Genomic DNA, 7,582 nt, shown 5'->3' with positions numbered 1-7,582 from the left:
GGGGGGCTGGCGCTCTTCACCATCCTGTTCGGCACCCGCAACCTCGACGCCAACGAGCAGCACACCGGGGTGGTGATGGCCATCGCGGTGGAGGCGGTGGTGAAGCTGGTGGCGCTGCTGGCGGTCGGGATCTTCGTGGTCTGGGGCATCGCCTCGGGGCCTGCCGACATCATCGCCCGGATCGACGCCTCGCCGATCGCCGACTGGGATCTGCAGCCGGGCCGTTGGGCCGGGCTGATGTTCCTCGCGGCGGCGGCGGTGGTCTGCCTGCCGCGGATGTTCCAGGTGCTGGTGGTGGAGAATTCCGACGAGCGGCATCTGGCGACGGCGAGCTGGGCCTTCCCGCTCTACATGCTCTTGATGAGCCTCTTCGTGGTGCCGATCGCGGTGGTGGGGCTGCAGGTGATGCCGGAGGGCACCAACCCCGACCTCTTCGTGCTGACGCTGCCGCTGCACTACGGGCAGGGCGGGCTGGCGATGCTGGCCTTTCTCGGCGGGTTCTCCAGCGCCACCTCGATGGTGATCGTCGCGGCCATCGCGCTGGCGACCATGGTGTCGAACCATATCGTCATGCCGCTCTGGCTGTCGATGCGGCCGCAGCCGGCGGTGTCGGGCGACGTGCGGCGGCTGGTGCTCCTGTCGCGGCGGCTGTCGATCGCCGGGGTGCTGGCCTTGGGCTTTGCCTATTACCGGCTGTCGGGCGGGGCGGGGGCGCTGGCGGCGATCGGGCTGATCTCCTTCGTCGGGGTGGCGCAGATCCTGCCGGCGATGCTGGGCGGGATCTTCTGGCGCGGCGCGACCCGGGTGGGGGCGGTGCTGGGGCTGGGGATCGGCTTCGGCCTTTGGTGCTACACCCTGTTCCTGCCCTCCTTCGGCGAGGCGGTGATCCCGGCGCGGATGCTGGCCGAGGGGCCCTTCGGCATCGGCTGGCTGCGGCCGCAGGCGCTGTTCGGGGTCGAGGGCATGGACCCGCTGCTGCACGCCACCTTCTGGTCGATGGTGCTGAACAGCATCGCCTTCTGCCTCGGCTCGGTGCTCACCTTCCCCGGCCCGGTGGAGCGGGCGCAGGGCGCGGCCTTCGTCAACGTCTTCGAGCGCGGCGGCTCCGGGCCGCAGGGCTGGGCGCAGGGCAAGGCCGAGGCGGAGGACCTGCTGGTGATGGCGCAGCGCATCCTCGGCGAGGAGCCGGCGCTGGCGCTGTTTCAGGCCGAGGCGCGGGCGCAGGGCAAGGCGGGCTACCTGCCCGACCCGGTGCCCGCCTTCGTCGAGCGGCTGGAGCGCCGGCTGGCGGGCTCGGTGGGCGCGGCCACGGCGCATGCGATGATCTCGCAGCTGGCGGGGCGGGCGGCGGTCTCGGTCGAGGATCTGATGGCGGTGGCCAACGAGACGGCGCAGATCATGGAATATTCGGCTCGGCTCGAGGCGCAGCAGGCCGAGCTGACCCGCACCGCGCGGCAGCTGCGCGAGGTGAACGAGAAGCTGACCCAGCTCTCGGTGCAGAAGGACGCCTTCCTTGGCCAGATCAGCCACGAGCTGCGCACGCCGATGACCTCGATCCGCGCTTTCTCGGAGATCCTGATGGAGGGCGGGTTGCCGCCCGAGGTGACGGCGCGGCAGGCCGGGATCATCCATCAGGAGGCGATCCGGCTGACCCGGCTGCTCGACGACCTTCTGGACCTCAGCGTGCTGGAGAACGGCTCGGTGCAGCTGACGCTGGGGCTGGCCAATATCGGCGAGATGATCGACCGGGCCTTGCAGGCGGCGGCGCATACGCGGCCGGAGCGCAGCTTCGTGGTGATCCGCGATCCGGCCGCCGAGGCGCTTTTCGTGCAGACCGACGCCGACCGGCTGGCGCAGGTCTTCATCAACCTGATCTCCAACGCGCGGAAATACTGCGACGCCGAGCGGCCGGAGCTGCGGATCTCGGTCCGGCAGAAGGGCGGGCGGGTGACGGTGGATTTCGTCGACAACGGCTCGGGCATCCCCAAGGCCAGTCAGGCGCTGATCTTCGAGAAATTCGCCCGGCTGACCGACCAGACCCGGGCGGGCGGCGCCGGGCTGGGCCTCGCGATCTGCCGCGAGGTGATGGCCAATCTCGGCGGCACGATCAGCTACCTGCCGGGGCAGGGCGGCGCGGCCTTCCGGGTGGTGCTGCCGCTGCGGCTGCAAAAAGCCGGGCCGACCTAACGCTTTGGTAAGCCTGACATGCGAAGGCTGGGGGCCGGAGGACCAGCGGGGCAGACGTGGATCGAGGCGTGATCAGGCGGAAGATCGAGGCGTCGACCAAACCGGCGGATGAGGGTCTCGCCGGGGCGGAGCGGGGGCTGCGCATGGCGCTGGCCCGCGCGGCGCGCGACTGCTTCACGCTGGATCTGGAGGTGGCGCGGCTGGGCTGCGACCGCCGCTCGCTGGCCGAACTGCTGGAGCTGCCGCCGGAGCTGTCGCTGATCGCGGTCCTCGAAGGCCCGCGCGAGGCGCTGGGGCTGATCGTGCTGTCGCCGCCGGTGCTCGCGGCGATGATCGAGGTGCAGACAATCGGCAAGGTGGCGGCCAGCCCGCCGCTGTCGCGCAAGCCGACCCGCACCGATGCGGCGATGGTGGCGGGCTTCATCGACCGCGCGCTGGAGATGCTGGAGGACGATCTTGCCGCCGATCCCGACCTGATCTGGGCCGGCGGCTTCCGCTATGCCTCCTTCCTCGATGACCCGCGCCCGCTGGGGCTGCTGCTGGAGGATTGCGCCTACCGGGTGCTGCGGGCCGAGCTGGTGCTGGCGCTGGGGGCCAAGACCGGCGGCCTTTTGCTGGTGTTGCCCGCCGAGGGGCGGGGCGAGCGGCCGGCGGGGGCGGTCGACCTGCACGACCCGGCGGAGGAGCGCGCCTTCTCGGCCGCGCTGGAGGCGCAGGTGATGGCGGCGGATTGCGTGCTGGAGGGGGTGCTGCACCGCGTCAGCCTGCCGCTGGCCGCGGTGATGGCGCTGGAGCCGGGCAGTCTGCTGCCGCTGCCGATGGCGGCGCTGGAGCGCATCGGGCTGGAGGGCAGCGACGGTCGGCGGCTGGCGGAGGGGCGGCTGGGCCAGAACCGCGGCATGCGCGCGGTGCGGCTGGCCCCGCCGCCGGTCGCCGCCGCCGCGCTGGAGGCGGCGCCTTTGGCAGAGATCGAGCTTCCCGACCCCGATCCCGACGAGGCGATGGAGGAGGAAGAGGCGCCGGCGATCAGCTTCGACTTCGACGCGATGGACGGCGACTGACTCAGCCGCGCTGCGCCAGCGCCTCGATCTGCGGTCGCAGCCCTTCCAGCTGGTAGCCGAAGCGGGCCGGCACGCCGATCAGCTCGTCGGTCGGCAGCTTGCCGGCGTTGGCCAGCGCCCAGACCTGCGACGACCGGTTGCCCGAGGCGCAATAGGCCAGCACCGGGCCGCCCGCGGCCTCCAGAGCGGCGCGCTGCGCCTCGACATTGGCCATGGTCATCGCCCCGCCGATCACCGGATTGCGCACATAGCTCAGGCCGGCGGCCTCGACCGCGGCGCGCATCGCGGCGTCCTGCAGAGCGTCGGGGATCTCGGCGTCGGGGCGGTTGTTGATCACCGTGGTGTATCCCGCCTGCTTCAGCGCCGGCAGGTCCTCCGGCGTGATCTGCGGCGAGACGGCGTAGCTGTCGGTCAGCGGTCGGATGTCCATCGAAGGCTCCCCATGCGGCGGTTTTGCCCGGACCATAGCGGGCCGGGCGGGCGGACGGAAGGCCGCTGACTCGCTGTTGACCTGCATCAAGGAGGCGGAGGGGGCCGACGCCTAGAGTGGTCCAAAGGGAGAAGCCCAATGACCGACATCGCCAGACGCCGGAGACAGTTGCAGGAGCGGCTCGCCGATCTCGGCCAGCGGCTCGAGGGGATCGAGGCCGAGCTCGACTCGCATGATTCCCGCGACTGGGAGGAGTTGGCGACCGAGCGCGAGACCGACGAGGTGCTGGAGGGAATGGGCGTCTCGGGACAGCAGGAGATCCGGGCGATCACCGCGGCGCTGGCCCGGATCGACAGCGGCGACTATGGATATTGCGTGACCTGCGGCGCCGAGATCGGCGACGCGCGGCTGGATGTGGTGCCCTACACCCCGTTCTGCCGCAGCTGTGCGGGCTGACCGCCCGAAACGAGGAGAACCCAGATGAACGTCATGGAAAAGCCGAGAGCCGCCCGCCCGCCGGAGCGGACAAGGCCGGCGCAACCCGGCCTCGCCGCGCTGCTGGCGGAGCTTCAGGCGCTGTCGGTGATGCTGCCGGTGGCGACCCGCGACGAGGACGAAATCGAGGCTGCCTTCGACAACGTGCCGGTCTGAAGGCGGCTGGAAGGCTGACGCCTGACAGGGACAGGGCAGGGGCGGTGGCCGCTGCCCAGAAGATCTGAGGGGCGCCGCCCCTCGCAAGGCCGGCTCAGCCGAGCAGGATGCCGACCACCACGCACATCAGCCCCAGCGCCGAGATCCCGAGCGCCGCCATGTTCAGCGTGACCACGCGCTGCAGCCGGGCGTGCATCGCCTCTTCCTCCAGCCCCGCCTTGCGGGCCTGCATCGCCAGCACGATGCACCAAACGAGCCCGGCCACCCCGGCCAGCGATATGGCGGCTCCGATCCAGATCAGCCAGTCCATCACAACCTCCCCATGCCTTTGCGCCGCCCTACACGGGCGCCGCCCGCTGCGCAAGATTGCCGGTTGCGACCGCCCGCGCCGGAAGCGCGCTTGAACCCGCCCCCCGGGCCGGGATAGGGAGAGGCCGGCAACCCGATGAGGCAGAACGATGAGCGACCCGCTGGATTCCTACAACGTCACCGCCGATGAGCTGCGCCAGTTCATCGAACGCTTCGAGACGCTGGAGGCCGAGAAGAAGGACGTCACCGAGCAGCAGAAAGAGCTGATGGCCGAGGCCAAGGGCCGCGGCTACGACACCAAGGTGATGAAGAAGGTCGTGGCCCTGCGCAAGCGCAAGCCCGACGACATCGCCGAGGAGGAGACGATCCTCGAGCTGTACAAATCCGCGCTGGGCATGGCCTGACGCGACCGGCCGGGGCTTTGCGCCCCGGCAGCGCCCCCCCTCAGGGGGCCAGCACCGTCACGCCCGGGAGCCTCGCGATGCGCGCGAGGTCGGTCTCGTAGCCAGCGGTCATCGTGGTGATCAGCGCCTCGGTCCAGCCCGGCAGGTCCACCTCCATCTCCAGCCGCTCGGGCAGGGCGGCGGCCTTCAGGCTGGCCGAGACAAGGCGCCGCCGCCCCTCCACATCCCCGGCGGGATGCTCCGCCAGCGCCCGGCGCAGCGCCGCCATCGCCTCGGGCGGCAGCAGTTCGGCCAGCAACTCGTCAGTCTGCTCCAGCTCCAGCCCGGCGCTGTGGCCGGCGACGCTGGCGAGCACCTCGGGCCAGATCAGCGGCCTGTCCTCGTCGCACCAGAGGGTGATCGGCAGCTCCGGGTTCAGCGCGCGGATGCCCGCCACCACATCCGACCAGCGCAGCGCCGCGGGCTCGCAGCCCTCGATGAAGGCGGCGTAGCTCCGGCCGCGCTGCTTTTCGAACAGCGCCGGCAGGAAGCTCGCCGGGTTGCGGATCGCCAGATGCAGTTCGGCCTCATGATCGGGGAAGAGCCGGGTGAAGCCGCGCACCCGCTCGGCCGCGGCGGGGTAGAGCGCGCCGCGCAGCACCCATTGCGGAAAGCCGAGAAAACTGTCCCAGGACAGCACCAGCCGCTCGGCCCGGTCGTGGTCGAGGATCCGGGCCAGAAGATCGGCCTGCAGCGCCGGCGGGGCCTCGGCCCCGTCGAGCGCGGCCACGGCATCGCGCAGCAGGGTGCGGTAGCGCGCCGGGCCGGGCACCGCGATGCCCTCGGCAGCCAGCAGGTCGCGGTTCTTCAGCAGACAGCGCAGCAGCCGCTCCTCGTCCGTGCAATGCGCCCCGAGGTGATAGACGATGTGCATGGAAAGGAACCCAAGCCTGCAACGGATACGAACCCGCCGAGTATAGGCGCATTTCTGGACAGTTAAACGGGTTTCCTGTAATCGGCATTGGTCATGCCCGAGCAAATCCGTCAACAGTCCCGCGCCCGTCTGCTGCCCCGTCCCGACGGCTGGTCGCTCGGCGCGGTGCTGATCGCGGCGCTGGTGCTGGCGCCGATCCTCTCGGTGGTCTGGATCGCCTTCCACCCGGTGGAGAACATCTGGCCGCATCTGCTGTCGACCGTGCTGCCGCGCTACTTGGGCAACACGCTCTACCTGATGGCCGGGGTGGCGCTGCTGACCGCCTCCGTCGGCACCGGGGCGGCCTGGCTGGTGGCGATGTACCGCTTCCCGCTGTCGCGGGTGCTGGATTACGCGCTGCTCTTCCCGCTGGCGGTGCCGGCCTATGTCGGGGCCTATGCGCTGGCGGATTTCTTCGACTATTCCGGGCCGGTGCAAACCGGCCTGCGCGGGTTGATGGGCTGGCAGTCGATGCGCGACTACTGGTTCCCCGAGGTGCGGTCCCGCGAGGTGGCGGTGCTGGTGCTGTCGGCGGCGCTCTACCCTTACGTCTATCTGCTGGCCCGCGCCGCCTTCCGCGAGCAGTCGGGCGCCTCCTACGAGGTGGCCCGCGCGCTCGGCACCGGGCCCTGGGGGCTGTTCCGCCGCGTCGGTTTGCCGCTGGCGCGGCCCGCCATCGCGGCCGGGGTGGCGCTGGCGCTGATGGAGACGGTGGCGGATTTCGGCACGGTCGAGCATTTCGGGGTGCAGACGCTGACGACGGGGATCTTCTCCACCTGGCTGACGGCGGGCAACGCGGGCGGGGCGGCGCAGATCGCCTCGGTGATCCTGACGCTGATCTTCCTCCTCTTGGCGCTGGAGCGGCTGAGCCGGCGCAACGCCCGCTACCACCGCATGTCGCGCGGCGCCCGGCCGATCGTGCAGGCGGAGCTGCGCGGCGCGCGGGGCTGGCTGGCGACGGGGCTTTGCCTCGTGCCCTTCACCCTGGGCTTCCTGCTGCCGGTCGGCGTCATGCTGGGCCACGGGCTGCGCAACCCGGGGGCCTGGGTCTCGCCGGGGCTGGTGCAGGCGCTGGTCAACACGCTGACCGTGGGCGGCACGGCGGCGGCGCTGACGGTGGGCGGCGCGATCTTCCTCGTCTACGGCGTGCGGATGGCCGAGCGCGGCCTGCCGCGGCTGGTGCTGCCCTTGACCACGGTCGGCTATGCCGCGCCGGGGGCGGTGCTGGCATTGGGCTTCCTCGTGCCGCTGGCGGCGCTCGATCACCGGCTGGCCGACGCTTTGGAGGCGCTGACCGGGCATGACCCGGGGCTGCTGCTCACCGGGACGGCGGCGGCGCTGGTGCTGGCCTATGTCGTGCGCTTCTTCGGCGTGGCGCAGGGCGCGGTGGATGCGGCCTTCGGGCGGATCTCGCCCAGCCTGCCGATGGCGGCGCGCTCGCTCGGCCGGGGGCCGGGGGGCACGCTGGGGGCGGTCTACCTGCCCCTGATGCGCGGCTCGGTGGCGACGGCGCTGCTGGTGGTCTTCGTCGACTGCGTGAAGGAGCTGCCGGCGACGCTGCTGCTGCGGCCCTTCAACTACAACACGC

The 7,582-nt window shown here is 71.3% G+C and carries 9 protein-coding genes; 6 read left to right on the top strand and 3 right to left on the bottom strand.

The window, feature by feature from the left end; genetic code table 11:
• Positions 1–2,187 (top strand): ATP-binding protein (locus tag C5F48_RS20420; RefSeq protein WP_107665628.1); only part of this gene is annotated, 2,187 nt, incomplete at its 5' end.
• Positions 2,188–2,255: 68 nt separating this feature from the next.
• A complete protein-coding gene (locus tag C5F48_RS20415; protein WP_245941425.1) occupies positions 2,256–3,248 on the top strand; it encodes a FliM/FliN family flagellar motor C-terminal domain-containing protein in 993 nt (330 codons plus the stop codon).
• 1 nt (position 3,249) lies between these two features.
• On the opposite strand, the gene C5F48_RS20410 is transcribed toward C5F48_RS20415, so the two are convergent.
• A complete protein-coding gene (locus tag C5F48_RS20410; RefSeq protein ID WP_107665627.1) occupies positions 3,250–3,678 on the bottom strand; it encodes a protein tyrosine phosphatase family protein in 429 nt (142 codons plus the stop codon).
• Between the two features lie 138 nt (positions 3,679–3,816).
• On the opposite strand from C5F48_RS20410, the gene C5F48_RS20405 reads away from it, so the two are divergent.
• Together C5F48_RS20405 and C5F48_RS25325 are read left to right on the top strand one after the other, a co-directional pair.
• Positions 3,817–4,134, top strand: a complete 318-nt coding sequence (locus tag C5F48_RS20405; RefSeq protein ID WP_107665626.1) for a TraR/DksA family transcriptional regulator — start codon at positions 3,817–3,819, stop codon at positions 4,132–4,134.
• Between the two features lie 24 nt (positions 4,135–4,158).
• Positions 4,159–4,329, top strand: a complete 171-nt coding sequence (locus tag C5F48_RS25325) for a hypothetical protein (protein WP_170139644.1) — start codon at positions 4,159–4,161, stop codon at positions 4,327–4,329.
• Positions 4,330–4,423: 94 nt separating this feature from the next.
• On the opposite strand, the gene C5F48_RS20400 is transcribed toward C5F48_RS25325, so the two are convergent.
• Positions 4,424–4,639, bottom strand: a complete 216-nt coding sequence (locus C5F48_RS20400) for a hypothetical protein (protein ID WP_107665625.1) — start codon at positions 4,637–4,639, stop codon at positions 4,424–4,426.
• A 148-nt stretch (positions 4,640–4,787) separates the two neighbouring features.
• Between C5F48_RS20400 and C5F48_RS20395 the strand changes: the two genes are divergently transcribed.
• Complete coding sequence (locus C5F48_RS20395) at positions 4,788–5,042, top strand: DUF2312 domain-containing protein (protein ID WP_107665624.1); 255 nt, start codon at positions 4,788–4,790, stop codon at positions 5,040–5,042.
• 40 nt (positions 5,043–5,082) lie between these two features.
• Here C5F48_RS20395 and C5F48_RS20390 read toward each other — a convergent pair whose 3' ends face one another.
• On the bottom strand, positions 5,083–5,955 hold the full coding sequence (locus C5F48_RS20390; protein ID WP_107665623.1) for a hypothetical protein: 873 nt from the start codon (positions 5,953–5,955) through the stop codon (positions 5,083–5,085).
• A 93-nt stretch (positions 5,956–6,048) separates the two neighbouring features.
• On the opposite strand from C5F48_RS20390, the gene C5F48_RS20385 reads away from it, so the two are divergent.
• Positions 6,049–7,582: ABC transporter permease (locus C5F48_RS20385; protein ID WP_107665622.1), on the top strand; the 1,534-nt coding region annotated here is incomplete at its 3' end.

Origin of the sequence: Cereibacter changlensis JA139, from assembly GCF_003034985.1 — a bacterium.
GTDB lineage: Bacteria > Pseudomonadota > Alphaproteobacteria > Rhodobacterales > Rhodobacteraceae > Cereibacter > Cereibacter changlensis.
This window is presented reverse-complemented; position numbering and strand designations above follow the sequence as displayed.